Genomic DNA, 13,906 nt, shown 5'->3' with positions numbered 1-13,906 from the left:
CCCCGTGAAGCCTTCAAACGGGCTCGGTTGAGCTACTTGCCACGGCGGCTGTAGCCCGGCCGGGCCCGTTTGAATTTTGTGGAGCGGCTGCTCCGGCTGTAGCTTTATATTGAATTACTCTCTTCTATTTTATGCGATTTTTTCTACTCACCGTTCTGTGTCTCATCGGGTGTTCCTGGGCTAGCAGCGCCCAGACCCGAATTGACCCCAGCTTTCTGCCGCAACGCCTCTACGAACCAGCTTCGGCCGCGGCCGCGTTGCAACTGAGCAACGGCAACCGGTTGGTGTTTGGCGTGCAGCGGGCCGAGCACCAGGACGTGCCCGGCATCGCCGCCTACCTGCCCAATGGGCAACTCGACACGCAGTTTCAGGCCAACCTGGCGGCAGCTACCTGGACGGAAGTGAGAGGCGCGGCCGAAGCGCCGGGCGGCAAAATCTGGGTGGTGGCCGGCAGCGTGGCCTACGGCAGCACCACGTATTTTCAGTTGGTGCGCCTCAACGCCGACGGCACGCGCGATGCCAGCTTTGCGCCCCGCACCAGCGGCTGGGGCATTATTTATAACGTAGCCGCGCAGCCCGACGGCAAAATAGTGGTGGGAGGACAAAGCCTGTTGCGGCCCGGCTTCACCACCACCGTATCGGTTATGCGCCTTAATGCCGATGGCACCCCCGATACGGCCTTCAACACGCGGTTCGCGGCCCTGAACCTTAGCAGTTACTACGCGCCAGATGCCGTAGTGCTACAACCCGATGGCAAGCTCTTATGCGCATTCACTAGCCCGCTCCTAAACGTTTTCCGACTCAACTTAGACGGCAGTCAGGATAGCAGCTTTCAGCTGCGGTTCCCTTCGGGTGGGACGCCGGTACCGGCGTCAAACGCTTACGGCGCGAGCTTGGCGCTTCAGCCCGATGGCAAGGTTTTGCTGGGCGCGAACAATGGGTATAGCGGCGGCATTTTTATGGGTTTGGCGGCTCGAATCGTGCGCTTCGGCCCGACGGGGATTCACGATACGAGCTTTGCAGCGCCCACCAACCTGTACCCTCAACGCAGCGATTACCTTGTTCCGACGATGCAGGTGCGTCCTGATGGTCGCATCCTGGTGGCCGTGGGAAGCCCGGGCATTTATCAATATCAATTGGGTGCGTCCCAGCAGTACGTGGCACAGCTGCTGGCCACCGGCGCGTTCGACCCGGCCTGGCGAGTGCCCGCGCGCGTCAACAGCACGTACGGCACGCCGTCCGATGGCGTGAGCAGCATTCAGTTGCTGGCATCAGGCCAAGTGCTGACGGCCGGCGGCTTGCTCAACATTGAGGCCGCTACCGCCCTGCCCACGGGCGTGCACTTGCTGCAAGCTACGGGCGCCCCGGCGCCGTTTGTGGCGCCGCTGCTGCAACAGCCCAGCAGTTCGGCCGTAACCCTGCAGCCCGGCCCCGGCGGCAAGATTCTTGTGAGCGGCTGGTTTTCCGAAATCAACGGCGTGGCGTCCGTTGGCCTGGCCCGCCTCAACGCCGATGGCAGCACCGATGCCGGCTTTGTGGCCCGGAGTCCGTTTGCCACGGCCGCGCCCAGCACCAGCGTTACTCCCTTCTACACCTACCCAGACGGGCGCGTGCTGGTGGGCGGCTATTTCAGCTTTCAGGCCAACGGACAGCAGCACGTGAACCTGGTGCGCCTGCTGGCCAACGGCCGCTTGGACTCTACCTTCGTGAGTGCTGCCTACGGCCCCGGTTCGCCCTACGGCTCCGGCATGTCCCCCGATAACGGGTATTTGCGCAGTGCCCAAGTGCAGCCCGGGGGCAGCATTGTGGTGATGGGGCTTCCAAGCAACAATGCGTCGGTGCCCGGCCAGCCGTTTCTTGCCCGCCTGACGGATACCGGCCAACTGGACGCTACTTTTCAGCCGGCCGTGGCGGCGCCTACCTGCTTGCTGGTGCGCCCCGATGGCCGTGTGCTGGTAGGAGCGCCAAGCACCACCGGGCAAGCCGCCACCGTGACGGGGCTATTGGCCGATGGTGGTATCGACCCAGCCTTCACGCCCGCCAGCGTCACCAACGGCACGGCGGCGACTTCCGTCAATCAGCTGGTGCAGACTCCTGGCGGAAAAATACTGTTCCTCGGCAATTTCACGGCCGTGGGCACGGTGGCCACAGCCCGCATTGGCCAACTCACGGCCACGGGCGCGCCCGACCCGACGTTTGCGGTGGCTTCCACGGCTTTTACGCCGCTTTACTCGGGGTCTTCGTCCGTTTTCGGCCTGGCCGTGCAGCCCAACGGGCGAATTGTGGTGGGCGGCTTCACGCGCGCCACTGGTCAGACGGCCATTAAAACGTTGTTGCGCCTGCTGCCGAACGGGGCGTTGGATACCGGGTTTGCGGCCAATTTGCAGCCCGATTTTTATGTCTTCACCCCGGTCGTTCAGCCCGATGGAGCCATTCTGGTTCCCGGTTATTACACGACCATCGGCGGCCAACTGCACATCGGCCTCGCTCGCCTGCTCGACGCGAACGTGCTGCACGTGCCCAGCGCACAGGTGCAGGCCAATACAAGTGCCTACCCGGTTCCGGCCCACGGGCAGCTCACGCTCCGCCTGGATGCCGCCGCCCGCCCCAAAGCGGTTTTCTTGCTTGACGCCCTAGGCCGCCCCGTGCTCCGCCAAGCCGTGCTTCAACCCGAAATGCAGCTGGCCACCGACGCGCTGACGCCCGGCGTATACCTGTTGCGCGTGGAATATGCCACAGGCGCCGTCACTCGGCGCGTGGTGCTGGAGTAGCGGCGGCTTCCTAAGTACTTGAATGGCTTGCCTCCTGACCGGGGCAAGCCTTTTTTTTAGATACCAGGGGTGATAGTTGGGCGGAAAATGGATTACTTAGAGACAACTCTTCCTGCCATGGTTTCCTCGCCCAAATTTTCCTCTGCTCTCACCCTCCGCACGGCCCTGCTGGCCAACCGCGAACAAGCCCTGACTCAGCTCTACCGCCACGCTTTCCCGCTGGTGCGGCGGCACGTGAGCGCCCGCGGCGGCACGGCCGAGGACGCGCAGGACGTGTTTCACGACGCGTTGGTGATTCTATACGAGCAGGCGGTGGGCGGAACCCTGACGCTCACCGCCACGGCCGGCACCTACCTGCTGGGCATCAGCCGCAACCTGTGGCGGCACGAGTTGCGCCGCCGCGCCCGCCTCCCGCACGAGGCCCTGCCCGACGACCCCGGCCAGCTGGCCGCCGAAGCCGCAACGGAAACGGAAGCGACGGGCTTCGCCGTGCTCGACTACGTGGAGCAGTTGGGTGCGCGCTGCAAGAACATGCTGCTGGCCTTCTACTATTTCCAGCAGCCGCTCACCCAGATTGCCGAGGCCAATGGCTACCGCTCCGTGCGCTCAGCCACGGTGCAGAAGTTTAAGTGCCTGGAGCGGCTGCGCAACTCGGTGCGTCGGGCTTTCCATTCCGAAACCATTGAATACTAAGCCATGCGCCCCGAACTCGAACGCCTGCGCCTGATTGAGCAGCAGCTGATGCGCGGCCCCGCCGCCCTGCCGGCCGAGGACTGGCAGCTGCGCCTGCTGCTGGATGGCGAGCTGGCCGCTGATACGGCTGCTCAGCAGCAGCTATATAAGGGCCTACGGCTGGCCGGCCGGCGCCAGTTGCGGCGCGAGTTGGCCGGCATCCACACCCGCCTCTATGGGCCGCCCGCCAGTCCCTGGGCCCGCCTCTGGCAACGAATGAAGCCGTGGTAACCAACTGCTGACTTAGCCTACTTCCCCCAAACACTCCGCACGGGTTATGATTTCCCTTCGCCATTTCCGGCGAAGCCAGACTTCCTGTGCCCACATTTTTCACTTTCCCCATCCCATGCTGAACAAACAGGAATTCCGAAAATTTGCCGTGCACGGCCAGGGCCTCAACGGCCTCGTGGTGGACCAGTACCTGACCCGCGCCGAAGGCCGCGCCCGCCAGCACTTCACCGGCATGACGCGCTCCGTCATTGAGGAGCGGCCCACGCGCTTCGCCGAAATCGACGTGTTTTCGCGCCTCATCATGGACCGCATCATCTTCCTCGGTCAGGCCGTCGACGACAACATTGCCAACATCATTAACGCCCAACTGCTGTTTCTGGAATCGGTGGATGCCCGCAAGGACATTCTGCTTTACATTAATTCGCCGGGTGGCTCGGTGTATGCCGGGCTGGGCATGTACGACACCATGCAGTACGTGCGGCCCGACGTGGCCACCATCTGCACCGGGCTGGCGGCCAGCATGGGCGCCTTTTTGCTCTGCGGCGGCGCCCCCGGCAAACGCTCGGCCCTGCCCCACGCCCGCGTCATGATTCACCAGCCCAGCGGCGGCGTGCAGGGCCCCTCGGCCGACATCGAAATCACGGCCCGCGAGGTGGTAAAGCTGCGCCAGGAGCTCTACGGCATCTACGCCGAACGCACGGGCAAAACCTATCAGCAAATCCACGACGACTCGGACCGCGACTACTGGATGCGGGCTGACGAGGCCAAGGAATACGGCCTGATTGACGAGGTACTGACGCGGCAGTAAGGCAGCTTTTTGCCTCAATAAATACCACGGCTTCGGCGGCAGCGTTTTCGCTTTACTTTTAAGCGTCACCTTTACGCCAACCCATGCGAATCCGCTTGTTACTACCAGCCTGGTGGCTGCTAAGTGTGTTGCTGCCCGTATCACATATTCAGGGGCAGAGCCGGCCGCGGGGACCGTGGCGGCTGACCTACCGAATGGTAGAACGGTGGTGGCAGGACCCGGATACCACCAAAGAGGCGGTGCGAAAATGGTTACCGGCTTGGTCTTATCACGAAGTGAAGTGGGACGTTGAACCCGACTCTATCCGCCTTTTTCTTAACTGTGAAAACCCGCTGATTGTGCCATCTCGGCCGGGCAAGGGGCAGCTTCCCATTCGCTTCACAGCTACTGGCGCCACCGTGAAGCTCGACGCAGAGAGGCACCGGTTGCTGATTGCACCCTCAGCGTCTACGGTTACGCTTTGGGCTTATCGGGGGCGAGTATTGGTGTTTAAGCACCTATTTCAGGTAATGCCTCCACCGCTACCAACCGTTGAGATACGGCTTTCCGACCCTAAGCAGGCTATCTGGGAAAGGACGCCTCCTGATTCCGTTCTGTCTCGGTTTACATTATCGGTAAGAGCGACACCCGCTGAAGGTTTCGCTACCATCCTTCCAACTGATGCCCGCTATAGAATCCCGAGTTATCAATTCGCACTCATACGGAGCACTGATGGTATCGGGCAAGGCAGAATGGTCAAGAGCAGAGAAATAAATATTCCCCGCGATTCCCTTCGAATTGGCAATAAATTTCGTGTCGCCATCGAGCAGGTACAACGGATGAATTTTCGTGGGATTGTAGAGGATATTCCAATGCAGGAAACGAAGCTTTTTAGAAAAGAAGAGTATGGGCTAATGGTCATTCACAAGTAAGGCCGCGCTGACAACGCTCACAGTGCCCTTCTATTCGCACCGAAAGCCCGACCGTTTACGTTATCCACGTAGCGCCAACGCTTTCCATCATGCCCCACTCTCATTCCGACCACGCTGGCCACCAGCACGCCGCCCCGCCCGCCGGGGGCGCCTTTAGCGCGGCTTTTGCCATCGGCATCGGCCTTAACCTGGCCTTCGTAATAGCCGAAGCTATTGGTGGCTTCTGGGCCAACTCGGCCGCCCTGCTCTCCGACGCCGGCCACAACCTGAGCGACGTGCTCAGCCTGGCCCTGGCCTGGGGCGCCGCCTGGCTGGCGGGTCGTCCCGCCACGCAGCGCTACACCTTTGGCTACCGTGGGGCCACCATTCAGGCGGCGCTGCTCAACACCGCTCTGCTCTATGCCGCGCTCGGCTTCATCCTCTGGGAAACCATCGACCACCTGCGCCACCCCGAACCCGTGAACGGCCGTTGGGTGATGGCGCTGGCCGGCATCGGCATCCTTGTCAACGGCGTCACGGCCCTGCTTTTCCGTAGTGGGCAGAAGGGCGATGTGAACGTGCGCGGCGCCTACCTGCACATGCTCACCGATGCGCTGGTGAGCGTGGGCGTGGTGGCCGGCGGTGGCCTCGTGCTGCTCACCGGCTGGGCCTGGCTCGACCCGCTCATCGGCTTTATCATCCTGGGCATCATCGCCTACAGCTCGTGGGGCCTGCTGCGCGACAGCCTGCGCCTGGGACTGCAAGCCGTGCCCGACGGCATTGACCCCGCCGCGGTGCGCGCCTGGCTGCTGGCCCAGCCCCAGGTCGAGTCCGTGCACGACCTGCACATCTGGAGCCTCAGCAGCTCCGGCCACGACGCCGCCCTCATGGCCCACCTCGTGCGCCCCGGCGGCGCCGATGCCGCCTGGCTCGGTGCCCTCACCAAAGGGCTCGAAACCGAGTTTCACATCCACCACAGCACCGTGCAGGTGGAGGATGGCGCGCTGCCCGGCGGCTGTCACAGCGGCTGCGAAGAAGCAGTGGCAGCGGTGCATCAGTAGCGCGGACTTTAGTCCGCGAGTGGTAAATCATAAATGCCGTTGGCTTCGCGGACTAAAAGTCCGCGCTACATTTCGGCCATGCAAGCCTCCCCACCCACCAAATCCACCGTTCTCACCGCCGCTGTCATCGTGGCGGCGCTGGGCTATTTCGTTGATATCTACGACCTGATTCTCTTTAGCATCGTGCGCGTCGGCAGCCTCACTTCGCTGGGCGTGGTGGGCAAAGAAGCCCTCAAAACCCAAGGCGAGTACCTGATTTCGATGCAGATGGGCGGCATGCTGCTCGGCGGCATCCTGTGGGGCATTCTGGGCGATAAAAAGGGCCGGCTGTCGGTGCTGTTTGGCTCCATCTTGCTCTACTCGCTGGCCAACATCGCCAACGGCTTCGTTCAAACCCTCGACCAGTATGCCTGGCTGCGGCTTATTGCCGGCATCGGGCTGGCCGGCGAGCTGGGCGCGGGCATCACCCTCGTGAGCGAAAGCCTGCCGCAGGACAAGCGCGGCTACGGCACCATGATAGTGGCCACTGTGGGCGTGAGCGGCGCGCTGCTCGGCTACTGGGTGGGCGACCGGTGGGGCTGGCGCAACGCCTATTTCGTGGGCGGCGGCCTGGGCCTGGCGCTGCTGCTGCTGCGCGTGAGCGTGTTCGAGTCGGGCATGTTCCAGAAGGCACAGGCAGCCGCGCACGTCAGCCGGGGCAACTTCTTCAGCCTGTTTACCAACGGCGCCCGGCTGGGGCGCTACCTGCGCTGCCTGCTGATTGGGGTGCCGCTGTGGTTTGTGGTGGGCATCCTCATCACCTTCGCGCCCGAGTTTGGCGAGGCGCTGGGCGTGCAGCCGGGGCCGGCGCCGCTGTCGGCCGGGCTGGCAGTGTTCTGGTGCTACTTCGGGCTGGTATTTGGCGACTTTGCCAGCGGCGCGCTCAGCCAGCTGCTGCGCTCGCGCAACCGCGCCTTGCAGCTCTTCCTGGCCTTTTGCGGGCTGATGGTGGGCGTGTATTTATTCGGACTGCGCGGCGTGTCGCAAACTACTTTCTATGCTGTCTGCTTCCTGATGGGCATTTCGGTGGGCTTCTGGGCTTTGTTCGTGACGGTGGCGGCCGAGCAGTTTGGCACCAACCTGCGGGCCACGGTGGCCACCACGGCGCCCAACTTTGCCCGCGGCTCGGTGGTGGCGCTGGTACCGGCCTTCCGCTGGGCCGAGGCGCACCTGGGCGGCCGCCTGCCGGGCGCGGCGGTGCTGGGCGGGCTCTCGCTGCTGGTGGCCTTCTGGGCCGTGAGCACCCTGCCCGAGAGCTTTCACAAAGACCTGGACTATGTAGAGGAATAGCCTTCGCAACGGGCTTCGTGGTGGCGCAATCCGGACGGGCCTACTTCGGAGTTCCTACCTGAAACTGGCTCGTGGTACGCACCGGCTCCCCCTGCTGCGTCAGCCCTTCCGTCACGATGCGGAAGCGGCCGGCCTTGTCGGCGCTCACGAAGGTCACCGTGGCCGTGCCGTTGGCGCCGGTGCGCACCCCGGCGTTCCAGTAGAGCGTGGCGCTGCTGCGCCCGTCTGCGGGGGCCGCGGCGCCCGTGGCGGGGCTGTAGAACTCGCGCACCCGTTGCAGGCGCGGCGGCGCATACAGCGGCGGGCGCACGGTGGGGGCGGGTTCGGCGCCGGGTACGTAGTTGGGGTTGCCGTGTTTGGTCAGAAAGGAAATGGCCCCGGCCCCGCCCCGCTCGCCAAAAATGGCCGCCGACCCCGGGCGCAGCACCTCCACCGCCTCAAAGTCGACGAGGGGCACGGTGGCAAGCAGGCTGCTGCTCACGGGCACCCCGTCGAGGAGCAGCAGCGGCAAGTTGGTCCCCTCGTTGCTGGGCTCGGTCACCGGCGCCGGGCGCATGCGTCCGCCGGCTGCGTTCGAAGCGGCCTGCAGCGCCGGGCCCAGGCGGGTTTGCTCGGTGCTGCTCCTGCCGCGCATGGTGATGCGCAGGTTGTCCTGGCTACCGGTCACGCTGAGGCCCGACACCCGGCCTTGCAGAATCTGCAACACATTTTGGTAGGTGGCAATGCCCGGTATGTCTTTGGTCAGAATGGTGACGTCGGGGCGGTTGTAGATGCGGCGGGTGTCGGTTAGCGGAGCTTGCGGCGCACGCTGCACCTGCACCTCGCCCAGCAGGACGCTCCGGCCCTGGTAGGCTGCTACTTGCTTCTGCATCGATGCAAAACCCTGCCCGGCGCTGTCGGCGGCCCAGGGCCAAAGCGCCCCGGAGGTGGCCGAAACAGCCAGCACGTTGTCATCGAGCAGCAATTGCGGGTGCCGGACGCCCTTCGCGGGTTGGGCCACCATGCGCACGGCTGCCGAATCCTGCCCCGAAAAGCCGGTGAACGAAAAGCGGCCCTGCCCATCGGTTTGCACTTCGTGCACCTGCACGGGTCGCAAGCGGGTGAGGCTGACGGTGGCACCGGGCACCGGCGCCAGGCGCTTGTCTACGACGCGGCCGCTGAGGCTGGGCCCCAGCTCGCGCGGGTAGCTGGTTTCCGGCCACTGATTGGCCAGCACGGCCTTCCACACGAAGCGCCGCCAGCCCTGCGTGAGCAGCAAATCGTCGAGGGCGCGGCCGGTGGCAGCGCTGCGGTCAGCGAAATAATAGCCGGGCTGTTCCACCGGCCCCTGCAGGTCGGCGGTCAGCAGCAGTGCGGTGCGAATATCCGAGCCGTGGGCCAGCGCGGGGGCGGCCGCGTCGGTCACGGCCAGGGCGAAGTTGCCGGCCAGCGGACGCCCGGCCGCGTCCTGGGCCGATACCTGCAGCGTGACTTTTTCGTGCGGGCCGTACGCGGCTTTGTCGGGCTGCACGCGCAGCCGGGCGCCGGGGCCGGGGTCGTGAAAGCTCAGCCGCTCGCAGCGGGCCACCTGCTGCCCGTCAAACAGGGTAACGTGCAAAATGCCCGCCGGCAAGTTCTTTTTGGGCACGGCCAGTTCCAGGGGCCGGCCCTCGCTCACCTCGGCCTGTCCCGCGTAGGCCAGGGTGTTCTGGACGTGGGCGGCCAGGGCCACGCGCTCGGCCGCCTCGCCGGGGCCGGCTTTGCGGCGCACCAGCACCTGGAAAGCATCGGCCCGCTCCTGCACCTGCAGGGTAAACCCGGCCGGCTGGGCCGCGGGCAGCGGGTACGTGGCCTCCTGGCCGCCAGCGAAGCGGAGGCGGGCCGTGTAGCGACGGCCGGGCGCGGGCTGCAGCTCGAAGCGGCCCATGCCCAGGTGCTGGCTGCGCAACTGGGCTACCACCGCGCCCTGCTCGTCCTGCACCGTGCCCTGCACCCCAATGCCGCGGCCGCTGGCATCGGTGGCCTTGAACGCGACGGTGCTCGGCAGCCCCGCCACCAGTTCGCCGCCTTCGGGGAAGAATTGCACCGCGCCGGCCGTAGCCATTGGCTTTCTCTCGGAAGCCTTGGCCGCGGCCCCCGCGGCGCCCACCACCGGCACTACGCGGCTGAAGATATAGTCGGGTGTGTTGCGCATCCAGCTGGTGTAGGCGCGCAGCGTGTAGAGGCCTTCGGGCAGGTTGGGCGGCAGCAGCAAGCTGCCCGGGGCGCCGCCATCCTGCACTGCCAGGGCGTGGTGCAGGAGCAGCTTCTGGTCGGGCCCAACCACGTCAACATAAAGCACTTGGCTGAGGCTGTCGGCCAGCAGAGGCGCGGCCCCGGTTACGTACCCCTTGCACCAGATGGTTTCGCCGGCGGCATACGCGTCACGGTCCAGTTGCAAGTACACTTTTTCCGGGCTGGTGAGGGCATAAAAGCGCCGCAGCTGCTGCGCGAGTCGCTGCCCGAAATCATCGGGAGGCAACTGAAAAGCTGCGAATGCGGCTGGGGCAGCCACCGCCAGGAATAAGCGCCAAGGTTTCATAACAAGAGCCGAAAATGTGGAGAGTAGCCACAAGTATACGGGTATTGCATAGGGCGACCACGACACTGACTTGCTGGCACTGGCCGGATTGGGCGCGGTGCCGCCGCAAGCAGCGCCGCTCCAGGCCGCCCCTCAGTTATATTCCCGGTACAGCTGCGTATTACTGTCATCGGCCTGCCCCTGGGCCACAGCAAGCACCTCGCCCGCATGAAAACAATAAACTAATTGAAAATCAATAAATAACCAACTTAGCCCGGGGTCCTGCGTTTGAAGGAACAGTTAGCCGTTGGCTGGCCGTGACCACTTCCCATGAAAAACCTCCTTTTCGGCGCGGCCCTCTTCGCCGCCCTGGCCACGGCCACCGTCGCCAGCGCCCAAACCACGCCGGCCCCCACTACCGAACCGGCCGCCCTGCCCCTCACGCCCGAGCAGCAGGCCCAGCGCGCCACCGACGCCAAAGCCGCCTACGAAGCCCAGAAGCAACAAAGCAGCAACTCCGACCAAGCCGCCCGCGACACGCGCAACCAACTCAAGACAAACGCCAACCAGCAAGCCGACCTGAAACAGCAGCTCCGCGACCAGCGCGCCCAGGAAAAAGCGCAGAAAGCTCAGCTTAGCCAGCAGCGCGACGCAGCCAAAGAAGCCCAGAAGCAGGAGCGCACCGCCCGTGCCCTGGCCCGCGCCGAAAAGAAGCGCGCCAAGGAAATGAAGTAACAGCGGCACCGCTTCGTCGTATCTGATAAAAGACTCCGGCTCCGGTCGGAGTTTTTTGTTGCCCGGCTTCTCCGGCGCCTCCCCTACTTTCGCTCACCAAACGCCTTTTCCCCGCATGGCCACGCCCACCAAAAACACCCCCATGTATTACCCGTGGCACCATTTCGTGCTGATGCCGCTGGCCTTGCTCATGGCCGGCTACGCCATCACGCGCTACACCAAAGTGGCCGGCGATGACGACCAGATAGCCCGGCTGTGGTTCACGGTGGCCGCGCTGGCCGTCATCGGACTGGGTGTGCTCGTGATGCTACGCCAGCACTACGCCCTGCAATTGCAGGACCGCATCTGCCGGCTTGAGGTGCGTCAGCGCTATTTTGAAGTGAGCGGCCGGCGTTTCGCCGAGTTGGAAAAGCAGCTCACACTCAAGCAAATCCTGAGCCTGCGCCTGGCCGGCGACGCCGAATTGCCCGCCCTGGCCCAAGCCGCCGCTTCGGAAAAGCTTTCGCCCAAAGACATTCAGGCCCGTATTACCGATTTTCAGTTCGACACCATGCGCGTCTGATTCAATGAGTGAATCGGCGAAGGAGTGAATGGGTGAATGATTTTCACTCTTCATTCTACGCGCCTGATTCATTCACCCTATTCAGCCATTCGCTCATTCACTCATTGCCCCCATGATTCTCTACAACGTCACCAGCAGCATCGACCCCGCCGTAGCCGATGAATGGCTGGACTATATGCGCACCACCCACATGCCCGAGGTGATGGAAAGCGGCTTTTTCATCAAGAGCCAGCTCTTGCGCATGCTCAACGAGGAAGACAACGGCGTCACCTACGCCGCTCAGTACTACTGCATCAGCCTGGAGCAGCTCGAAGCCTACCAAAACGTGTGCGCCCCCGCCCTGCGCGCCGATATGGACAAGCATTTCGCCGGCCGCTACCACTCCTTCCGCACCATGCTGGAGGTGGTGGAATAAGCCGGCCGAAGGTTTATTAGCACGTCATGCTGAGCGCAGCCGAAACATCTCTACCGCGAGAGTAAATAAGCTACTGCCGCACGCGAGATGCTTCGGCTGCGCTCAGCATGACGCGCTTTTTAGCAGGTCGCTCCGGCACGAAACCGGCCTCCAAGCTGTTAAAAAGCAGGTATGAAAAACATCATCTTCTTTGGCGACAGCCTCACCGCTGGCCACGGCCTGCGCGCTTCCGAAAGCTTCCCCTCGCTGCTGCAGCAGCGCCTCGACGAGCAACACCTTTCTTATAAAGCCTACAATTACGGCGTGAGCGGCGAAACCAGTGCCGGCGGGCGCCAGCGCCTGGCTTCGGTGCTGGCGCGCCATCCGGTCGATGTGTTCGTGCTGGCCCTCGGCGCTAATGACGGCATCCGCGGCATTCCGGTGCGCGAAACCACCCAAAACCTGCAATTCATCATCGACGCCGTGCGGCGCCAGTATCCGCAGGCCCAACTGGTGCTGGCCGGCCTGGAGTTTCCCTTCGACCTGGGCCCGCTGGGCGGCCACCGCCTGGCCCACTACGCCGCCGAATTCAAAGCCCTGTTCCGCACCCTGGCTGAGAAAAACAGCTTGCCCTTTGTGCCTTTCCTGCTGCAAGGCGTGCTGGGCCGCCGCGAGCTCAACCTGCCCGACGGCGTGCACCCCAACCCCGCAGGCCAGAAAATCCTGGCCGAAAACGTGTGGCAGGTGCTGGGGCCGCTGCTGCAGCAGCCGGTTAGCTCGTAGCAGCACGTGTACCCCGATGCTCCCGCTTCGGCCCGCTTGAACATCAATCGTTCATACGGGCCGAAGCGGGAGCATCGGGGTACACGTTCTACCCAAACAAATTTCCCTGCACCGGCTGCGGAATAATGAAAGGCGGCGCCACTACAATACCCGTCAACAGGCGCACCTTTTCCAGAAAATACTGCGCAAAAACCGGAGCGTGGCGCACGTCTTTCTGGTGGATGAAAAAGTAGATGTCGTGGATGCCCTGGGCCACCCAGGCGGCCAGGCGCTCGGCCCAGGCGTCGGCGCGCTCGTAATCGGTGCTATGCAGGCCGTGGCCGTTGAAGCGGATAAATGCCACGGGCGTGGTCAGGCGCATGGGCAGCACGTCGCGCCGGCCGGCCACGTCGGTTATCACCAGCGTCTTGTTCAGGGCTTCGAAGGTGGCGAACACAGCATCGGCCAGCCCCCGGTCGGCGTACCAGCGCGGGTGGCGCAGCTCCACGGCCAAGGGCACGGTTTCGGGAAAGTCGAGCAGAAAACGCTCCAGCCGCGGCAGGTGCTCGGGGCCGAAATGCGGCGGCAGCTGCAGAAACGCCCAGCCCAGGTTCTCGCCCAGTGCCTCGTAGGCCCGCGCCATGGTCACCACCAGGTCGTCGGCCTGAAACAGCTCCCGCTCGTGGCTGATGCTGCGCGGCAGCTTGGGGCAAAACTTAAACGTGGGCCCCACGGCTTCGCGCCAGCGCCGCACGGTGGCCGCGTCAGGAATGCGGTAATGCGTGGTATTCAGCTCAATGCTGTTGAACTGCTGGGCGTAATAGTGCAGGTAGTCGGGCTCCTTGATGCCGGCCGGGAAGTAGCTGCCCAGCCATTCCTTGTTGGTCCAGATGGGGCAGCCCACGTGCAGGCGGGCGGGCGCGGGCTGCGCGGGACGGGCCTTGGCCAGCACGCGGGCCGTTTCGGGGTGGTCGGGCGGCAGCCGAAAATCAACGTAGCGCAGGTCGGGCAAGCGGCCAAAATCCATGGGGCAAAGGTACGGTTCAGGTGCCGGCGGGCCGGCAAGGCCCATACGAAAAAAGCTGGACTTGT

At 64.1% G+C, this 13,906-nt stretch carries 13 protein-coding genes; 11 read left to right on the top strand and 2 right to left on the bottom strand.

Annotated features, from left to right (window positions below):
• Window positions 1–131 precede the first annotated feature (131 nt).
• The 7 genes from MTP16_RS06390 (at window position 132) to MTP16_RS06360 (ending at window position 7,822) form a co-directional block, all read left to right on the top strand.
• Window positions 132–2,771: a T9SS type A sorting domain-containing protein gene (locus tag MTP16_RS06390; protein WP_243516949.1), complete on the top strand. Its 2,640-nt coding sequence runs from the start codon at window positions 132–134 to the stop codon at window positions 2,769–2,771.
• Between the two features lie 117 nt (window positions 2,772–2,888).
• Window positions 2,889–3,464 (top strand): RNA polymerase sigma factor, encoded by a 576-nt coding sequence (locus tag MTP16_RS06385; RefSeq protein ID WP_243516936.1) that lies wholly within the window; start codon window positions 2,889–2,891, stop codon window positions 3,462–3,464.
• A gap of 3 nt (window positions 3,465–3,467) precedes the next feature.
• Window positions 3,468–3,734: a hypothetical protein gene (locus MTP16_RS06380; protein ID WP_243516931.1), complete on the top strand. Its 267-nt coding sequence runs from the start codon at window positions 3,468–3,470 to the stop codon at window positions 3,732–3,734.
• Between the two features lie 115 nt (window positions 3,735–3,849).
• Window positions 3,850–4,542 carry a ClpP family protease gene (locus tag MTP16_RS06375; RefSeq protein ID WP_262922661.1) on the top strand — a complete coding sequence of 231 codons (693 nt, stop codon included), beginning with the start codon at window positions 3,850–3,852 and terminating at the stop codon, window positions 4,540–4,542.
• Between the two features lie 83 nt (window positions 4,543–4,625).
• Window positions 4,626–5,453: a hypothetical protein gene (locus tag MTP16_RS06370; protein WP_243516928.1), complete on the top strand. Its 828-nt coding sequence runs from the start codon at window positions 4,626–4,628 to the stop codon at window positions 5,451–5,453.
• An 89-nt stretch (window positions 5,454–5,542) separates the two neighbouring features.
• Window positions 5,543–6,493, top strand: coding sequence for a cation diffusion facilitator family transporter (locus MTP16_RS06365; RefSeq protein ID WP_243516925.1), 951 nt, complete (start codon window positions 5,543–5,545; stop codon window positions 6,491–6,493).
• Between the two features lie 78 nt (window positions 6,494–6,571).
• A complete protein-coding gene (locus tag MTP16_RS06360) occupies window positions 6,572–7,822 on the top strand; it encodes an MFS transporter (protein WP_243516922.1) in 1,251 nt (416 codons plus the stop codon).
• Window positions 7,823–7,862: 40 nt separating this feature from the next.
• On the opposite strand, the gene MTP16_RS06355 is transcribed toward MTP16_RS06360, so the two are convergent.
• On the bottom strand, window positions 7,863–10,382 hold the full coding sequence (locus MTP16_RS06355) for a carboxypeptidase regulatory-like domain-containing protein (protein WP_243516918.1): 2,520 nt from the start codon (window positions 10,380–10,382) through the stop codon (window positions 7,863–7,865).
• A gap of 309 nt (window positions 10,383–10,691) precedes the next feature.
• On the opposite strand from MTP16_RS06355, the gene MTP16_RS06350 reads away from it, so the two are divergent.
• The 4 genes from MTP16_RS06350 to MTP16_RS06335 all read left to right on the top strand — a co-directional run bounded on the left by MTP16_RS06350 (window position 10,692) and on the right by MTP16_RS06335 (window position 12,835).
• Window positions 10,692–11,096, top strand: a complete 405-nt coding sequence (locus tag MTP16_RS06350) for a hypothetical protein (RefSeq protein ID WP_243516915.1) — start codon at window positions 10,692–10,694, stop codon at window positions 11,094–11,096.
• 115 nt (window positions 11,097–11,211) lie between these two features.
• A complete protein-coding gene (locus MTP16_RS06345; protein WP_243516913.1) occupies window positions 11,212–11,658 on the top strand; it encodes a DUF6526 family protein in 447 nt (148 codons plus the stop codon).
• Between the two features lie 112 nt (window positions 11,659–11,770).
• Window positions 11,771–12,073: a DUF4286 family protein gene (locus tag MTP16_RS06340; RefSeq protein WP_243516911.1), complete on the top strand. Its 303-nt coding sequence runs from the start codon at window positions 11,771–11,773 to the stop codon at window positions 12,071–12,073.
• Window positions 12,074–12,244: 171 nt separating this feature from the next.
• Entirely contained in the window at window positions 12,245–12,835 is a 591-nt protein-coding gene (locus tag MTP16_RS06335) for an arylesterase (protein ID WP_243516909.1), read from the top strand.
• Window positions 12,836–12,923: 88 nt separating this feature from the next.
• On the opposite strand, the gene MTP16_RS06330 is transcribed toward MTP16_RS06335, so the two are convergent.
• Complete coding sequence (locus MTP16_RS06330) at window positions 12,924–13,841, bottom strand: DUF72 domain-containing protein (protein WP_243516907.1); 918 nt, start codon at window positions 13,839–13,841, stop codon at window positions 12,924–12,926.
• Between the last annotated feature and the right edge of the window lie 65 nt (window positions 13,842–13,906).

The organism is Hymenobacter monticola (assembly GCF_022811645.1).
Taxonomy (GTDB): Bacteria; Bacteroidota; Bacteroidia; order Cytophagales; family Hymenobacteraceae; genus Hymenobacter; species Hymenobacter monticola.
The sequence above is the reverse complement of the archived record's forward strand: the minus strand, read 5'-3'. Positions and strand labels throughout refer to the sequence as shown.

Excerpts from the sequence above, each read along its gene's own strand:
- MTP16_RS06335 (WP_243516909.1), top strand. The coding sequence starts at position 12,245 with ATGAAAAACATCATCTTCTTTGGCGACAGCCTCACCGCTGGCCACGGC.
- MTP16_RS06355 (WP_243516918.1), bottom strand. The coding sequence starts at position 10,382 with ATGAAACCTTGGCGCTTATTCCTGGCGGTGGCTGCCCCAGCCGCATTC.
- MTP16_RS06375 (WP_262922661.1), top strand. The coding sequence starts at position 3,850 with ATGCTGAACAAACAGGAATTCCGAAAATTTGCCGTGCACGGCCAGGGC.
- MTP16_RS06360 (WP_243516922.1), top strand. The coding sequence starts at position 6,572 with ATGCAAGCCTCCCCACCCACCAAATCCACCGTTCTCACCGCCGCTGTC.
- MTP16_RS06350 (WP_243516915.1), top strand. The coding sequence starts at position 10,692 with ATGAAAAACCTCCTTTTCGGCGCGGCCCTCTTCGCCGCCCTGGCCACG.
- MTP16_RS06385 (WP_243516936.1), top strand. The coding sequence starts at position 2,889 with ATGGTTTCCTCGCCCAAATTTTCCTCTGCTCTCACCCTCCGCACGGCC.
- MTP16_RS06365 (WP_243516925.1), top strand. The coding sequence starts at position 5,543 with ATGCCCCACTCTCATTCCGACCACGCTGGCCACCAGCACGCCGCCCCG.
- MTP16_RS06390 (WP_243516949.1), top strand. The coding sequence starts at position 132 with ATGCGATTTTTTCTACTCACCGTTCTGTGTCTCATCGGGTGTTCCTGG.
- MTP16_RS06345 (WP_243516913.1), top strand. The coding sequence starts at position 11,212 with ATGGCCACGCCCACCAAAAACACCCCCATGTATTACCCGTGGCACCAT.
- MTP16_RS06330 (WP_243516907.1), bottom strand. The coding sequence starts at position 13,841 with ATGGATTTTGGCCGCTTGCCCGACCTGCGCTACGTTGATTTTCGGCTG.
- MTP16_RS06340 (WP_243516911.1), top strand. The coding sequence starts at position 11,771 with ATGATTCTCTACAACGTCACCAGCAGCATCGACCCCGCCGTAGCCGAT.
- MTP16_RS06380 (WP_243516931.1), top strand. The coding sequence starts at position 3,468 with ATGCGCCCCGAACTCGAACGCCTGCGCCTGATTGAGCAGCAGCTGATG.
- MTP16_RS06370 (WP_243516928.1), top strand. The coding sequence starts at position 4,626 with ATGCGAATCCGCTTGTTACTACCAGCCTGGTGGCTGCTAAGTGTGTTG.